Below are 14,591 nucleotides of genomic sequence, written 5' to 3'. Positions count from 1 at the left end.
ATACTTCACAATTCTGTCGTCATCTTCCCGAAGAATGAACAGGGAATATTGCAATGGCACACCGGTTGCACGGCTATAGTGCCCGAGCGCACGTCTGTGTGCTTTCACGGCTGAAAACGCCGTTTCATGCCTGAACTTTTGGCGGTCACCGCCAGAGGAAGCATCGAATGTCAGACACCCTTCCTCAGACCGCCCGCATCATCGGGCAGCAGCCATCGACCAGCCTGCACGGCAAGCTCAAACTGAAAGAGCAGATCGCTGCGCATCTACCTGAGGATGAGAACCTCGATCTTCCCGTCGGTCTCCCACTCGGCAGGCGTATCGCGAACCTCATTGTCATCCTTGTTCCGCTCGCAGCACTCATCGTCGCGTGCGTGTACGCATGGGGATGGGGACTCGGATGGACAGAACTCGGATTGTTCTTCGGCATGTATCTGCTGACCGGGTTCGGCGTCACCATCGGGTACCACAGACTGTTCGCGCACAAGTCGTTCTCCACCGGCCCGATCATGACATCCATCCTCGCGATACTCGGCACGATGTCCGTGCAGGGGTCGCTGCTCCGCTGGGTCTCGTTCCATCGCGGGCATCATCAGCACTCAGATCAGGAACTCGATCCGCATTCGCCGCACGGGCACGGCGACGGCATCATCGGCGCAATCAAGGGCGCGTGGAACGCGCACCTCGGCTGGATGTTCAAGCCGCAGAAGTTCAATCTCGACAAGTACGTCCCCGATCTCCGCCGAAGCAAGCTCATCCGCACCATCTCGGCACTCTCGCTGCTATGGGTCGTGCTGAGTCTTGCGATCCCGACAGTGCTGGGCGGATTGATCGACCTCAGCTGGCGCGGCGCGTTCCTCGGGCTCCTGTGGGGCGGACTGATCCGCATCGCGTTTGTCCACCACGTCACGTGGAGTGTGAACTCCGTCTGCCACATGTGGGGCACGCGCCCGTACAAGTCGCACGACGAGTCACGAAACAACCCGATCGTCGGCGTACTCGCGCTGGGCGAGGGGTGGCACAACAACCACCACGCGTTCCCCACCTCGGCCCGTCACGGGCTTGCCTGGTGGCAGATCGACTTCAGCTACATCATCATCTGGTGTATGGCGAAGATGGGACTCGTCTGGAACGTGCGCGTGCCGGACGCTGAGCGACAGGCGAAGCAGAGGCGGTAATTCACCGAGAGCCACCAATGGGAGCTGAAACTAACCGGTCTGCCGCCGTATATCCTGCGTGAGTTAGTTTAAAAATATCAAGATCAGAATTGGGTCGTTTCTCTAACAGTCCTTTGGCACAGAGAAATGACGCTGCGTGCTCCCAACTGGCTCTTTCTCTTGGATCATTAGTTTTCAATATCACATCGTCAGATATTACTTCAAACATCAATCTCGACTGCATAAAATACATCATCCCGTTACGGCTCTTTGCAACTGAAACCAACATCTTATTGGCGATAACATTCAACTCTGCGTCCCCTTCGAGCACAACATCCTTTGTAGCATTAAATGCTTGCAATTGCGATTTCCAGTCAGAAACCGCTCTTGACAAATGTCGAGTAAAATGCCGACGAAAATCCTCTATTTCTTTATAACTCTGGATTAAGCCCTTTGTCATACAGCTATCTTTGAACTTCTTCAAGACATCGTATTGATCAGGATCAATATCATCTGGCCGTACTCGTTGTTGCGAAAAGTAAATCATCGTTGGCTTATTAAGTTTGAGGTGCTCCTTAATTTCTTCAACTGTGCCGCTTGCTGATTGCCCCGTCGGAGTTCCAAGTCGCGTCCAGAACACTGCAACTAGTAAATCGCAGTCTTTGAGCACTTGTTTGTTGACTATTGCTTGAGGACGATCTCCCATCTCTGGAGATGAGTGTGTTTCCCATCCAACCGGCAACAATACAATCTTTGAGAGTTCAGAGTTCAGTACGTTCCATTCCGCAATTACATCACGGACAACTTGGCGCTCTTCGCTGACATCTCCCGGCGAAGCGATAAACACTTTGACCACTTTTGCCTGATATGCCATTTTGGATTCTAGAAACATCGCGAGTATGCCGTGTTTACCCCTAGAATCGACAACTCTACATGTAGTGGAGGCTGTCACGACTCCTCCCACTAGTACCCATCGATCCTGACTTCGATCTGGTCACACACCATTCGGAACGTCTAGATATTCGGACAGTGCTAGCTTGTGCGACTGAGGAAATATCGCATCAGTTGTCCCGCAGCCCCACCCCGTACGCAACCATCGCGCTATCGATCTGATCCTGCTCGGTCGTTTCCGGGTACAAGCGGTACCGTGGCGCGAGTATCTCATTCACCTCTTCAGCCATCACTCGGAAGACAGACTTGAATGGAAACTTCCCCTGTGTGATGTTCAGTAGCACCTGCTCTATCTCAGCAAAGTCATCATCACCCTTGGTGAGATAGAGCGCTGTCCCCTTGATCTGAAACCCCTTCTGCGTAAAGACGTTCACAAAGCTCACGCACGCTCTGCTGTTCTCCCGGATGTTTCGTGCCGAGTTGGGCGACGCGATGTTCGCGATGATGATCGAGTCGTTGTTGAATGCAGCGAAGACCTCCTTGGGTGACACGCTGGGCTGACCGGATGCGGAACTCGTCGCGAGCCAGCACAGCACACTCTCTTCGATACTCCTGATGACGTTCGCATCGAGTTTCATTCTGCCCTCCTGCCTGTCCCAACGCGATGATATACAATGATGGACTCGTCTGGAATGTGTACGTGCTGAGAGACGAGCGAACCAGTTCAGACATTGTTTGATGAACGTAGAAACACCAGAGGATCACTGCATATGAAGAAGCTTCTCCCTGCTGCGCTCTGCTTTGCTACAGTCTTTGTCGGATGCACATCGACATCCAGTATGCAGACATCCAATCAAAGCCCCACCGAGGTGAACGCTGTGAATGTCCACTATCTCGAGATCGTGACTCCTGACGTCAATGAAACCTGCAACGCGCTGCAGAAGGCGCACAACGTGGCGTTTGGTGAGCCCGTTCCCGAGCTTGGCAACGCGCGTACTGCTCTGCTCAGCAGCGGCGGCACTCTTGGCGTGCGCGCACCAATGCACGATGCCGAAGAGCCCGTCGTTCGCCCGTATGTTCTTGTTGCAGATATCGAGAACGCAGTAGAAGCAGCAAGATCAGCGGGTGCTGAGATTGCCCTGCCGCCCATGGAGATCCCGGGCCGAGGCAGATGCGCTATCTACATCCTTGGCGGGATTCAGCACGGCCTCTGGGAGCGTTGAGGCGAACGAGTGACAACACGCGGCGATATCAAACAGGGCAGCAGGGCTTGAGCCTACGGCCCCACCCTTACCACAAACACCCGTTCAGTGCTTTCTACTACTTCACCTGCTGCGCCGAGCGCTCGGACGCGCTCCACAGCCTCTGCGGACCGGAGCATCGACAGATCTGATGCAATGATGACTGCGCCGCGATCGGCAAACGTGCGGACAGCTTCTGGTGCTATTGCATCGAATGGGAGTATCCATCCCTTCCGATCGGCAAGATACAGCACAGCAGGATCGCCCGATGGATATCCGTCGACAATCACGACGAGATCGTCCGCAGTAGTTGCGCGCGCGATCGCCTCAGCCAGTGTAACCGAACTTGCGCGCTGTGGACGTTCTTTGCGATAGAGCTTTGCAATGGTATACATGCTGGTGCACGCGAGCACAATGACGAGCACATGCCCGAGTTTGGGTGATTGGACCGTCCATCGCGATCGCGCCAGAAACCGGCCGATGTAGAACGCGAGCGGTATCGTCATTGGGAGCTGGTAGTAGTCATGCACGGAATGTCCAACCGCGATGAAAGCGATATGGACAAGCATCGCAACCATCCACAGGGCCAAGATCCACTCCTGGCCTTTTCGCTTGCAAACGACCATGCCGAGCAGCGCGAGTGGCACGCCAACAATCGCGAGGTGGTCCTCAGCGATCTTGCCGACGAACACATTGGCGTAGAACCCCGGCCTCGCCAGCGTGGAAAACGCAAGCCACTTGTCGGATCGTGCGATCCCGAAGCTGTTCCCCGACGCGATACCGATCTGATGCGCGTGCGTGTACCACACAACCGGGAGTCCGAGTGAGATGATCGCGAACACCCAGAGCATTGGTCGCGTGAGAAACCGCCAACCAAATCGATGCATCGCGATTCCAAGTAATGGGAGCCCGACCACCACAGACGGGAGTTTGAGCAGAATGGCTAGTGCAGTCGCCCCCGCGGCGCAGGTAAACCATGCCATGCGCTGCGTCTGCGACCATCTGAGAAAGCAGTACACAGAACATACAAACGCACAGACCATCCATGCTTCGGGTTGGATCGCGCGCCCGAAGAACGCGTACAGCGGTAGCACGATGAGTGTGCACGCGGTCCACGCAGCGGTCGCATCGTCGCTGATCCGCCTGACGAGCAGGAACACGATCCACACGCTGAGCAAGTTCGCAGCAACAGAGCACAGTCGCGGAATCCAGTGATGCACATCGAGGATGGAATACAGTGTCGCAACAGCTGCCTGATAGAGCGGAAACTCCATCTCGACCGCACCATCCCCGTCGCCCCGCCAGTCCATGGTGGGACGCCAGAGCGAGCCGTCACCTTGCATCATGTTGCGCGAGACACTCGCGGTATCAGACTGGCGCCACTGATGATGTCCGATGGGTGGGCTGTCGAAATGATGCACGCGCATCCCGATCCCAAGAGCGCACAGCACAATGATCAGCCACTTGGGCGGCATGGTGCGATTCGATGTCGCGTCGGTGGGTTGACCGATACGCTGGCTGGATGTGTGCGCGCCGGGAACCACGAGTGATGCACCTCCAGACGGATTAACGGAAGACGAGAATAGCGAAGAAAAATCAGGTTAACGGGACGCCAGTTGAACTATTCATCACCATGATCCGTGATATGTATAGAATACACCGGGATCAACGATCGTCCTGCAAGCACTTCCTTCTCGCAACGTTCATGCAAAGCCCGTCTACTTCATAGATCCACCACCCTGCTGTCTCGCCATCCATGACGAACCACTCGCGCACAGCCGGGTTGTCGGTATCCCGAAAGTTCAGATCCCCAGTCCATCGCAACTGTTCTACGGTGTTTCCGTTCAGGATGACATGCAGGGCATCATCGACGACTCGCGCCTCAAAGCGATTGTTGCCATCGATATAGACACCCTCGATGCGATTGCGAACGTGTTCCGGGATCGGACGGATAGGTACGGGCTGACTGAAAAGCTCAATACCAAGCAGTTGTGCGGCGACGCGCCCCTCGATCGTGCGAGCGTGTGGCACGCCTCGTCCATTCGTGTTCGTTGCGACAGCGATAGTCATCTCCGCGTCGGGATACGTGGCAAGAACCGCAGAACCACCTTCGTATGTGCCCGTATGCCCGATCTTTCTGTGACCGAAGAACTCACCGAGCCGCTGCCCCATGCCGTACGGCATTCTCGCTGTCTCAGTGCAACCATGAACCAAGCCTGGCTCACGGAAGCGCTCCAGAGCAGATTTGCTCATAACTGCTCCGCGTTCAAGTGCGCTGTTCCAACGCAACAAATCAACAACACTGCTGCAGATGGAACCCTGCCCCGCGTAGACGGACATATGAATCAAGGGCACCCGCCGGACACCTTCGTCAGAGCGGTGCAGCGAGTCGGCCATATCCGGTGTGTCTGGCCGTTTGTACACAGTTGCGCTGCGCATTCCCGCTGGTGCAAGCAGCCGATCGCGCACATACTCGGGATACGCCTTGCCCGAAACTGCCTCCACAGCAACTCCAAGCAGAAGATATCCGGAGTTGCAATATTGGAATGTTTCTGAGAGCGCAAACTCTGTATGGTCCTGATGAAGTTCGACATCATCGAGCACTTCGAGCCCTGCGCGAGGTCGGTCCAGACCTGCAGGCGGGTCAAGCTCATCGAGTGTGCCGCTTACAAACCCTGAGGTGTGATTGAGCAACTCGGCGATCGTTGCATTTGGAAAGTGCGTCGGGGTTGCGGGCACGATGTCGTGGATGCGATCGTCAAGACCCAGCGCGCCATCATCGAAAAGCCGGAGGATCGCCACGGCAGTAAACTGCTTGCCCGTGGATGCGATGTCGTAGATCGTGTCCGCTGTTGCGGGTCGAGTCCTCTCAAGGTCGGCGTACCCATAGCCTTCGGCCAGCACCACCTCGCCACCAACCGCGATAGCGATCGAAAGTCCGACGATGCCCTCTTCCTCAACAGCATGACGGGCGATCTCATGCACACGGGCGAGTTGCGATTGCGTCAGTGCGCTGTCCCGATGCGCGTGCAAGGCACATCCCTGCAGCAAAGCACAGGATGTCAGCGCGGCGGCGATGAGGCATTTCTTCATCTGCCAAGTCTATCACGATTTGCCGGAACCAGCACCGGCCAATCCGACCGTGTCGCGGCTCGAAAGAGAAACGAAAGGGAGCAACAGAATACAGGGTGACAGGACACCAGTTGAACTTTTCGTGTGCCAGGTCTGCGATTTGAGTACAGAAGCTCGGATTTCACGACTCGTGAAAGTGGAAATCCAGTTTCTGGAGGAAGCAAACTCGGCGACCGAGTACGCCTGACCGCCTATGGAGCATGCTCAGTCGGTCATATTCGGGAAGCCGTTGGTCAGGGCATGTAGATAGCATGACTCTCGGACTCACAAATCGGACGTCAACCATGCCTCTGGGCCAGATTATCTTTTTCAGAGACCATCGCTAGATAGAAATAATGCTCTAAAATAGACTGTTCGGCACTCTAAGCCCGATGAGACTTTCAGCAATGACCCGTTTCTTTGCCATCCTCCTTTTTCTCTTGTCCGGGTTACCCGCTGTGGGATATGGCCTCGGTTCGGCACGACGGACTGCGCACAACTGCTCGGAATCCGGGTGTATGCAGACTGTTGTTCGCACAACGTGCTGCGGCGATCAGATTGAAGAAACATTCTGCCCCATGAGCGGTGGCGCATGCACATGTGGCGTTTCTGCTCCTGATGAGGCACCACATCCGACTGCGCCACTACCTCAGACGGATCACTCAACACTTGTTGCGATTCAGAGTTGCTCAGGCGAGAGTTATCCACTTCTCATCTCGACCAAACCCATTCGCTTTCGATACGCATCATCTCTCTCCGCTCTCACGAACTACACCCACAACGAAACGCAGGCCATTCTGGGCATCTGGCGAACGTAGACCAATGCATTCATAGGAGTTCCGCGCGCTGATTCAATGGTCACGCGTGCTGTTCTGTGGCGTTGGTCCTCTTTATCCAGGTCTTCAGGAGCCTGTCATGGTTTCACACCTGCGTTTCTGCGCTGTGTCAAGCGCAAGCATGATTCTGTTCGCTGGTTGTACCTCTCCATTTGATGAGACAGCCTATCAGGACTGGCATCAGTTCCGATCTCGTACGATGGAGCACGACGCAAACGTTTCTTTGCTGTCTGACCAAACAGCAGTCGGTAATGGAAGTGCTTCCACATCAATAAACGGCACGACATCTGAGGAGTTCATCAGATATGCGTTGGAACACAATCCGGACGTGGCTGCGGCATTTCATCAATGGCGTACTGCGGCTGAACGTTCACCACAAGCAGGAGCGCTGCCCGATCCAAAGCTGACACTCGGCGTCTTCCTTGATGAGGTCGAAACTCGCGTAGGACCACAGCAGGCAAGGCTTGGTATCTCGCAATCGTTTCCTTGGCCCGGCACATTGCGATCACGAGCGGATGCAGCATCGAGAGCCGCAGATGCTGCATGGCTACAGCTTGAATCAACTCGATTGCGCGTTCGACAGCGCGTTGTCAATGCGATTCACGAGCTTGCGTATCTTGATGCAGCAACTCACATCGCCTCGGAAAATCTTGATCTCTTACAGTCGATCGAAGAGATTGTTCGGGCAAAATACCGCGTTGGAACAGGCTCGCATCCGCAACTCATGCGCGTGCAGGTTGAGCTTGGCCAGCTTGAGGATCGTCTTGTGCAACTGCACTCAATGCGTCCCGCGTATACTGCGGAACTGAACGCTGCGCTGAACCGAGCTGCCGATTCAGACGTGCCGGAGTTGCCCACAACACCAACGGTTCGAGTTGACGCTGACGCGGAATCGCTGATCACGCTCGCCCTTCAATACAACCAGATACTTCTGTCACTTGACAAACAAACAGAGCAGCAACATCTGCTCGTGGAGGCTGCAAGACTTGACGGATTACCACAGTTCACGGCTGGAATCGACTACATCTTTACAGGCGAAGCGATGGACAGCTCGATCGCTGAAAGCGGTGATGATCCAGTTATGGTGAGCCTTGGAGTGAGCCTTCCTCTGTGGAGGGAAAAGTACAATGCAGGAGTGCGCGAAGCCTTCGCCAAACAACTGTCCCTTCTGAGCGAACGCCAAAGCCAGTCGAACTCCCTCGCAGCACGTATTCATCGCGTGTACTTTGATCACACAGATGCAGATCGACGAGCCGCGCTCTATCAAGACACCCTGATACCGAAGGCAGAAGAATCACTTCAGGCAACTCTGACAGGTTTTCGTGCTGGAGAATCAAGTCTTACGGACGTGCTCGACACGGAGCGCACATTGCTCGACTTTGCGATAGCGCTTGAACGTGCCAGAGCAGACCAGAACATCGCATTTGCAGAGCTTGAATCCCTTGTGGGAACGAGCATTCCCACGAGATCCAATGGTCAAGTTCAGTCGGAGGTCAAGCCATGAGGTGGAGCAGACTGCATTCACATCCCACCGTTCGCTGGATTTGGAAGCACACATCGGCAGGTGTTGCATTGCTTCTCATTCTCGCTGCACTGATCATGGGGTACAGCATTGGCAGACCATCACCAACTGCGCCGGATGTGTCTGCTGGCTCGACTGTCCCGCAGAGCAATGATCCCAATACCGAACCAACGATGTACACCTGCTCAATGCATCCGTCCGTCCGGCTTCCAGATCCAAACGCCAAATGCCCCATTTGTTTTATGGACCTGATTCCGGTGAAAGAGATCGGCGGGGTTGAAAACGAGCGTCGAATCACTCTCGACGCATCGGCATCACGAACGAGTCGGGTTGATACAACCAGTGTGGCCCGGTTCTTTCCAACTGCAGAAGTGCGGTTGTATGGGAAGGTGGCGTTCGATGAGACATCGGTCGCGAGATTGACAGCCTATTTCCCGGGAAGAATAGAACGACTGTTCGTGAACTATCTCGGCATTCCGGTCGCAAAGGGTGACCATATCGCTGAGGTATACAGCCCCGAGTTGATGACAGCATTCGAAGAGTTTCGCCAGGCCAAGATTGCTGCAAACACGAATACATCAACGAGCGAACTTGTACGCAGCACAACGAACGACACCTTGATCGCTGCACGCGAAAAGCTCCGTTTGTTTGGAATCACTGAGGAACAACTCGCCTCGATTGAGACTGGCACACTCAACACACAGCAGCTGACTATTTACGCGCCGATCGGAGGCGTTGTGACCCATCTTGGTGTACGTGAAGGCGATTATGTTCAGACCGGTGATCCCGTCGCCACGGTTGCAGACCTGTCCCACTTGTGGCTTGACATGGAGGCGTACGAATCGCAGCTTCCGTTGCTTCAATGGGGTCAGTCAGTACAGTTCACTGTCGAGGCCCATCCCGGCGAAACATTCACGGGTCGCATTTCGTTTATCGAACCGATCGTTGATGAGCGTACTCGCACAGCAGCCGTGCGAGTCGCCGTTGACAATACAAATCGCAAGCTCAAGCCGGGTATGTTTGCCTCCGCTGTTGTTCGAATGCGTGTTGCTGCTTCAGGGGCCGTTGTCAGTGACGAACTCGCTGGACAATGGGTGAGCCCGATGCATCCATCGATTGTGAAAGACGCGCCAGGGACATGCGATATCTGCGGCATGGACCTTGTTCCCGCAGAATCGCTTGGCATTGTTGGCGACCCCTCGTCTACCGCAAAGCCGCTGGTCGTTCCACGGAGTGCGGTGCTCTTCACCGGGAAACGGTCGATCGTCTATGTTGAGATTCCTGATACAGATTCACCAACGTACGAGGGTCGGCAGATAACGCTGGGACCTCGTGCGGGAGACTTCTATATTGTTGTCGATGGTCTGACAGAGGGAGAGTCTGTTGTCACGCACGGCGCTTTCAGAGTTGACAGTGCAATGCAGATTGTTGCCAAACCGAGCATGATGATGCCCGCACCTGGATCACCAAACGCTGCCCATGCTGAGCACTCCATCCGTGGCAACGACACTTCTTCAGTTCCTGATGAGTTTATCTACTCACTCAAGCCGATCTATACCTCGTACTTTACGTTACAGGAGCAGCTCGCGGCTGACGACTTTTCAAAGTCCCTTGATGCTATCCACGACCTGAACACCGCACTTTCCTTTGTCACAGAAACCGGTCTCGTTGGTGATTCACGAGGCACGTGGCGATCCATCCGCCACATGCTCAAAGTTGAAACTCCACCCCAAAACATTGATGCTGCGCGAGTGAGATTTGAGTCAATGAGCCAAGCGATCATCGACCTGCAACGGCAGTTTGGGCACTTTGGTAGCGATACATGGCACATCGCGTATTGCCCAATGGCGTTCGACGACAAGGGCGCGGAATGGCTCCAGCGTGATTCACGCATCAATAACCCGTACTTCGGCGCGTTCATGCTGCGATGCGGCGAGATCCGTGACGCGTTCCCTCCACTCACACCTGATACAACTGCTCCTGACACTCACGGAAATCCCAACGAGGGACAACCGCATGAGTAACACCTCAAACACAAACTCTTCCCAACCTCGGGGCATAGTGAACACTGTTATTCGGTTCTGTCTTGAGCAGAAACTCGTTGTAGCGGTGCTGCTCGGTGGCACAATCCTCTGGGGCTTGCTGGTTGCGCCATTCGACTGGAACGTGGGTGATTTTCAAAGAAACCCTGTGCCAGTGGATGCGATACCTGACATTGGCGAGAACCAGCAGATCGTGTTCACGGAGTGGCCCGGACGAAGCCCACAGGACATCGACGACCAGATCAGCTATCCGCTCACAGTTTCACTCCTCGGCATTCCCGGCGTCAAGGATGTTCGAAGCTACTCGGTATTCGGGTTCTCAACGATCTACATCGTCTTCGAGGATGGGATTGACTTTTACTGGTCCCGATCGCGTGTGCTTGAAAAGCTGAACTCACTCTCTTCAGGCACCCTCCCCACTGGTGTCGTACCGTCACTCGGCCCTGATGCAACTGCACTCGGCCAGGTCTTTTGGTACACGCTGGAAGGACGCGATGCTGATGGGAATCCAACCGGCGGATGGGATCTCGACGAACTCCGATCGATCCAGGACTTCATTGTCAAGTACAAGCTCGCCGGCGTGCAGGGCATCGCCGAAGTTGCATCGATTGGCGGCTTTGTCAAAGAGTATCAGGTCGATGTAAACCCAGACGCGATGCGCGCAGCCGGGATCACGCTTGGACAGGTGATCGATGCGGTCCGTCAGAGCAACCTCGACGTGGGCGCAAGAACGATCGAGGTGAACCGCGCTGAGTATGTCATACGTGGCATCGGATTCATTCAGGACCCGAGCGATCTCGAACTCGCTGCGATTACATCAAGGGAGACGCAACCGATTCTTGTTGGTGATATCGCCACGGTATCACTCGGTCCGGCACTTCGGCGAGGCGTGCTGACAAAGGCAGGATCAGAAACGGTTGGAGGGGTCGTCGTCGTTCGATACGGCGAAAACCCAATGGCAACAATCCAACGAGTCAAGGAGAAAATCAACAATATTGCATCCGGTTTACCAAGCAAGATGCTTCCAGACGGCACAGAGAGTCGTGTGACAGTTGTGCCGTTCTATGACAGAACCGGGTTGATACAGGAAACTCTGAAGACACTGAACAGTGCGATTGAGCAGCAGGTGCTTGTCACCATCATTGTCGTCGTGCTCATGGTCATGCACCTGCGCAGCAGCATTTTGATCGGCGCGATGCTCCCGATCACTGTCCTGATGACGTTCATCGGTATGAAGCTGTTTCGAGTAGATGCAAATATCGTGGCGCTCTCTGGGATTGCTATAGCAATCGGTACCGTCGTGGACATGGGGATCGTGCTCAGTGAGAACATACTCCGTGCCCTTGAAGAAGCGAATCCAGAAGATTCCCGACTTGAGGTGATCTATCAAGCTTCAGCGGAGGTCGGTGGAGCCGTGCTCACCGCAGTTGCGACAACGGTCGTTGGATTTCTCCCTGTGTTCACGATGGAGGCTGCCGAAGGAAAGCTGTTCAAGCCGCTCGCGTACACCAAAACGTTCGCACTGCTCTCATCAGTTATAATTGCGCTGACGATTTTGCCTGCAGTAGCCCATGTGCTTCTTGGGTACCGCGTTCGCGATCGCTTCATGCGAACAGCTGGTGCGGGCGCGCTGCTCGTTGGCGGGCTTGTTGTTCTGCTGTTTGTTCATGCCGCAGGGGGGCTCGTTCTTGCGGGATTCGGAGTGTATTACATCGCGCAGCCGTATCTGAACCGCACACTGGCACGCGCATGCCAGTGGTCGGCGAATCTGATTGCCGTTGGAGTCGTTCTCGTCACGCTTGCATCAACGTGGGAACCCGTTGGACCCGAAGCTGGTGTTATTCAGAATACGCTCTTCATTGGCGTTGTTGTCGGCCTGATTCTGCTCGCATTTTGGTGTCTTCGCGTTGCCTTCCCCTCCATTCTGGCGTGGACGCTCAGACACAAGCTGGTGGCACTAACACCTGTTGTCATGCTGGTGATGGTCGGATCGACTATCTGGTTGGGGTTTGAACGAGTGTGGGGCTGGCTGCCCGCATCGGTACGACAGCGCGCAATCATGGTTGACATTGCCCACACATTTCCAGGTATGGGCAGCGAGTTCATGCCAGCACTTGATGAGGGGGCGTTTCTATACATGCCGACAACGATGCCTCACGCGTCAATCGGAGAGGCGACTGACATCTTGAAAGAGCTTGATCTTCGAATCATGAGTGTGCCGGAGGTTGAACTTGCCGTTGGAAAGATCGGTCGTGTTGAGAGCCCGCTCGATCCTGCGCCGACGTCGATGATCGAAACTATCATCCAATACAAGAGCGAATACATGGAAGATGCATTCGGCAGACGCCTGAGCTTCCGATATGATGTGAGCGTAGGTGACTTTGTTCGAGACGAGCGCGGCAACCTTATCGAGGATAACCAAGGCCGACCCTTTCGCCAGTGGCGTGACACGATCGAGTCCCCGCAGGACATCTGGAACGAGATTGTTGCAGCGGCAGATATGCCAGGAGTCACGAGCGCTCCCAAGCTTCAGCCAATCGAAACACGAGTCGTCATGCTGCAATCGGGTTTTCGGGCGCCGATGGGCATCAAGGTGTACGGACCTGATCTCGAATCGATCGAGTCATTTGGACTGCAGTTGGAGCGCCTTCTCAAGGAGGTGCCTTCCGTGCAACCCGCAGCCGTTTTCGCAGATCGGGTTGTCGGAAAACCATATCTAGAAATCGAGATTGATCGAGAGAAGATCGCACGCTATGGACTCAGGATTGCAGATGTGCAGCAGGTCATTGAGGTTGCGATCGGCGGAAAACCGCTGGCAATGACCGTTGAGGGAAGAGAGCGATACCCGATTCGCGTTCGGTACATGCGTGAACTTCGCGATGAGCCCGAAACACTCGGTGACATTCTTGTGCCAACACCCGCAGGAGCCCAGGTGCCGCTGCGAGAACTTGCGACTATTCAGTATCGTCGCGGTCCTCAGATGATTAAGAGCGAGGACACGTTCCTTGTATCGTACGTGCTCTTCGACAAAGTACCCGGCAATGCTGAAGTATCCGTTGTTGATGACGCGTCCAGATATATCAAAGACAAGATCAAGTCTGGTGACTTGGAAGTGCCAGCCGGGGTCAGCTACGAGTTTGCTGGTTCGTACAAGAATCAGGTGCGCGCTGCGAAGCGACTGATGATCGTGCTCCCACTTTCACTTGCAGTAATTTTTCTTCTGCTCTATCTGCAGTTTCGTAAGGTTAGTGTCACGCTGATGGTGTTCAGTGGCGTCTTTGTTGCGTGGAGCGGAGGTTTCCTGATGCTGTGGCTATACGCGCAGCCATGGTTCATGGATTTCGCACTGCTCGGCGTAAACATGCGTGAGTTTCTGCAGATCAAGCCCTACAACCTCAGTGTAGCGGTGTGGGTTGGGTTCCTCGCATTGTTCGGTATTGCGACAGATGATGGCGTCATCATGGCAACCCGAATCGAACAGACAATGCTTGAAGAGAAGCCACATTCCATCGAAGCAATCCGGCTCGCGGTAGTCCGCGGCGGACGGCTACGAATCCGAGCCGCCGTGATGACAACCGCAACAACAGTCTTAGCTCTGCTCCCGGTACTCTCAAGCAGTGGCAGAGGTTCCGACATCATGATTCCCATGGCTATTCCGACGTTCGGCGGAATGGCTGTCGCGTCGCTGACGTGGTTTGTAGTTCCAATTCTGTATTGCTGGGGACAAGAGCTCAAACACCGCTTTGGGTTTGAAGCCCAGCAAGTACGTGCTGATACATAAAGGAGATTTG

Annotated in this window: 10 protein-coding genes; 6 read left to right on the top strand and 4 right to left on the bottom strand. The window is 54.8% G+C overall.

Annotated features, from left to right (window positions below):
* The first annotated feature begins 167 nt into the window (after positions 1 to 167).
* A complete protein-coding gene (locus tag H6815_07995) occupies positions 168 to 1,178 on the top strand; it encodes an acyl-CoA desaturase (GenBank protein MCB9860382.1) in 1,011 nt (336 codons plus the stop codon).
* A gap of 1 nt (position 1,179) precedes the next feature.
* Here the strand turns inward: H6815_07995 and H6815_07990 are convergent, their stop codons facing one another.
* On the bottom strand, positions 1,180 to 2,031 hold the full coding sequence (locus tag H6815_07990) for a DUF4062 domain-containing protein (GenBank protein ID MCB9860381.1): 852 nt from the start codon (positions 2,029 to 2,031) through the stop codon (positions 1,180 to 1,182).
* Positions 2,032 to 2,218: 187 nt separating this feature from the next.
* Positions 2,219 to 2,686 carry a pyridoxamine 5'-phosphate oxidase family protein gene (locus tag H6815_07985; GenBank protein MCB9860380.1) on the bottom strand — a complete coding sequence of 156 codons (468 nt, stop codon included), beginning with the start codon at positions 2,684 to 2,686 and terminating at the stop codon, positions 2,219 to 2,221.
* 240 nt (positions 2,687 to 2,926) lie between these two features.
* Between H6815_07985 and H6815_07980 the strand changes: the two genes are divergently transcribed.
* Positions 2,927 to 3,271, top strand: a complete 345-nt coding sequence (locus tag H6815_07980; GenBank protein ID MCB9860379.1) for a hydroxylase — start codon at positions 2,927 to 2,929, stop codon at positions 3,269 to 3,271.
* Between the two features lie 53 nt (positions 3,272 to 3,324).
* On the opposite strand, the gene H6815_07975 is transcribed toward H6815_07980, so the two are convergent.
* Both H6815_07975 and H6815_07970 read right to left on the bottom strand, forming a co-directional pair.
* Positions 3,325 to 4,833: a glycosyltransferase family 39 protein gene (locus H6815_07975; protein ID MCB9860378.1), complete on the bottom strand. Its 1,509-nt coding sequence runs from the start codon at positions 4,831 to 4,833 to the stop codon at positions 3,325 to 3,327.
* Between the two features lie 121 nt (positions 4,834 to 4,954).
* Positions 4,955 to 6,382, bottom strand: coding sequence for a beta-lactamase family protein (locus tag H6815_07970; GenBank protein MCB9860377.1), 1,428 nt, complete (start codon positions 6,380 to 6,382; stop codon positions 4,955 to 4,957).
* On the opposite strand from H6815_07970, the gene H6815_07965 reads away from it, so the two are divergent.
* From H6815_07965 to H6815_07950, 4 genes are all read left to right on the top strand, one after another.
* The gene (locus tag H6815_07965) at positions 6,373 to 6,525 is read left to right on the top strand and encodes a phage DNA packaging protein J (protein ID MCB9860376.1); all 153 of its coding nucleotides are present in this window, start codon (positions 6,373 to 6,375) and stop codon (positions 6,523 to 6,525) included. The two genes, H6815_07970 and H6815_07965, sit on opposite strands and share 10 nt — an antisense overlap.
* 790 nt (positions 6,526 to 7,315) lie before the next feature.
* A complete protein-coding gene (locus H6815_07960; GenBank protein ID MCB9860375.1) occupies positions 7,316 to 8,740 on the top strand; it encodes a TolC family protein in 1,425 nt (474 codons plus the stop codon).
* Entirely contained in the window at positions 8,737 to 10,782 is a 2,046-nt protein-coding gene (locus H6815_07955; protein ID MCB9860374.1) for an efflux RND transporter periplasmic adaptor subunit, read from the top strand. Before H6815_07960 ends, H6815_07955 begins: the two co-directional genes overlap by 4 nt.
* Positions 10,775 to 14,581: an efflux RND transporter permease subunit gene (locus tag H6815_07950; GenBank protein MCB9860373.1), complete on the top strand. Its 3,807-nt coding sequence runs from the start codon at positions 10,775 to 10,777 to the stop codon at positions 14,579 to 14,581. The genes H6815_07955 and H6815_07950 overlap by 8 nt, the downstream gene beginning before the upstream one ends.
* Positions 14,582 to 14,591 lie beyond the last annotated feature (10 nt).

The sequence above is a fragment of the Phycisphaeraceae bacterium genome (assembly GCA_020639155.1).
Classification (GTDB): Bacteria; Planctomycetota; Phycisphaerae; order Phycisphaerales; family UBA1924; genus JACKHF01.
The sequence above is the reverse complement of the archived record's forward strand: the minus strand, read 5'-3'. Positions and strand labels throughout refer to the sequence as shown.

Coding starts and splice junctions, on each gene's coding strand:
- H6815_07990 (MCB9860381.1), bottom strand. CDS start 2,031: ATGGCATATCAGGCAAAAGTGGTCAAAGTGTTTATCGCTTCGCCGGGA.
- H6815_07970 (MCB9860377.1), bottom strand. CDS start 6,382: ATGAAGAAATGCCTCATCGCCGCCGCGCTGACATCCTGTGCTTTGCTG.
- H6815_07985 (MCB9860380.1), bottom strand. CDS start 2,686: ATGAAACTCGATGCGAACGTCATCAGGAGTATCGAAGAGAGTGTGCTG.
- H6815_07950 (MCB9860373.1), top strand. CDS start 10,775: ATGAGTAACACCTCAAACACAAACTCTTCCCAACCTCGGGGCATAGTG.
- H6815_07960 (MCB9860375.1), top strand. CDS start 7,316: ATGGTTTCACACCTGCGTTTCTGCGCTGTGTCAAGCGCAAGCATGATT.
- H6815_07955 (MCB9860374.1), top strand. CDS start 8,737: ATGAGGTGGAGCAGACTGCATTCACATCCCACCGTTCGCTGGATTTGG.
- H6815_07995 (MCB9860382.1), top strand. CDS start 168: ATGTCAGACACCCTTCCTCAGACCGCCCGCATCATCGGGCAGCAGCCA.